Raw genomic sequence first — 1,696 nt, forward strand, 5'->3', positions numbered from 1 at the left:
CATAGCCATCAAGCTAATATTGTAAAAATATGTTTTATGGTATAATTCTTAGGAAATTTATTATAAGGATGAAAATTATAAAATATGCATAAAAGATTAAAGAAATTAATTAAGAATACAAAAGAAATATTTTCACAAGAACTCATAGATAAAGTTGCAAGGAAAACAGGATTTATTAAAAGAAATGGTAAGATCGATGCAAGTACATTTCTAGCTTTTAATATTTTATTAAGTAATGATATGTGTAATAAATCATTATCAACTCTATGTGGAAGATTAGCTGCTAACTATGGCGTATCGATATCTCCGCAAGCTCTTAACGAGCGGTTTAATAATGAATCAGTAGAATTTATGCAGAAAATTTTTGCTGATATGATACTTAATCAAAATGAAATATTAAGAAAGCAAAAAAATAATATTATTTTTAAAAGAATACTTCTTAATGATGCTACAGGATATTCATTACCGGATAAGTTCGCTAGTGAATACAGAGGTTCTGGTGGGTCTAGCTCTAAATCTGCTATAAAAATACAACTTCAATATGATTTATTATCAGGTAGCTTTTTATGTTGTGATTTTTTTAGTGGCACAGTTAATGACTACAACTATCTAGATGCAATGGACGCTCAAACAATGCAAGGTGATCTTAGATTAGCAGATTTAGGATATTATAAAGTGGATTATTTAAAACAAATAGATTTAAAAGGAGCATTTTATATATCAAAATTGAAAAGTACTACTTCGTTATATAAAAAAAATCCAGATGTTAAAAGAAGAAAAAATGGTTCAATAATAAAATCAAGTGAATATAAAAAAATAGATATCTTTGAAATCATAAAACCATTAGCCGATGGTGAAACAATTGAACTCAAAGACATCTATATTGGTTCCAAAAAGGAACTAAAAAACAGATTAATTATAACTAAATTATCAGAAGAAAACAAGACGAAAAGAGTAAAAAAGCAATTAAATGCTGTTAGACCCAATAGAGGAAAAATAAATGACAGAAATACAGCGTGGACAAGTGTAAATGCCTATATAAGTAATATTGCTGAAGATGTAGTCTCTACTGAACAAATACATGATATATATTCTTTAAGATGGCAAATAGAGATAATGTTTAAGGTATGGAAGTCTATTTTTAATATTTCAACTGTGAAGAATGTAAAGATAGAACGCTTTAAGTGTTTTTTATATGGCAGATTACTAAGTTTACTTTTAGCTTCCCAAATAGTATTTACTGCAAAAGATATTATTTCTGAAGAAGATAACAAGGAAATAAGTATATTAAAATCTTTTAGTTTAGCTAACGAATATTTTATTACTCTTAAAGTAGATATCTTTAAAAGTGAATTAAAAAAGCTATCATTTTTAACTGATATTATTCATACTATTCGAAGGCTTGGAATCAAGTGTAAGAAAAAAGGTAAAAAAACAGTAAATCAAATACTTAATTTTCTTAAAATAAAAGAAAATGAACTTGAAAAAATGGCAATATAATCAAGTTATATATATGATAAATTTCAATATACTGGATATTTATTTGGTGTGTTTTATTAAAGTTAGCTACTTTCAATAAATTTGCAAAATTTCATCTTCGAGAACACTATTTATAGATATTTTAATTTCCAATAAAAACTTAAATACTATATCAATACAACTGCTATATTTTGTATAAGTAAGCTTGATGGCTATG

General features: G+C 25.7%; 1 protein-coding gene. It reads left to right on the top strand.

Features of this window, described 5'->3' with window-relative positions:
* Positions 1-84 precede the first annotated feature (84 nt).
* The gene (locus AAT22_RS18480; protein WP_047002340.1) at positions 85-1,500 is read left to right on the top strand and encodes an IS4 family transposase; all 1,416 of its coding nucleotides are present in this window, start codon (positions 85-87) and stop codon (positions 1,498-1,500) included.
* Positions 1,501-1,696: the final 196 nt, after the last annotated feature.

The sequence above is a fragment of the Clostridium sp. C8 genome, from assembly GCF_001010885.1.
Taxonomy (GTDB): domain Bacteria; phylum Bacillota; class Clostridia; order Clostridiales; family Clostridiaceae; genus Clostridium; species Clostridium sartagoforme.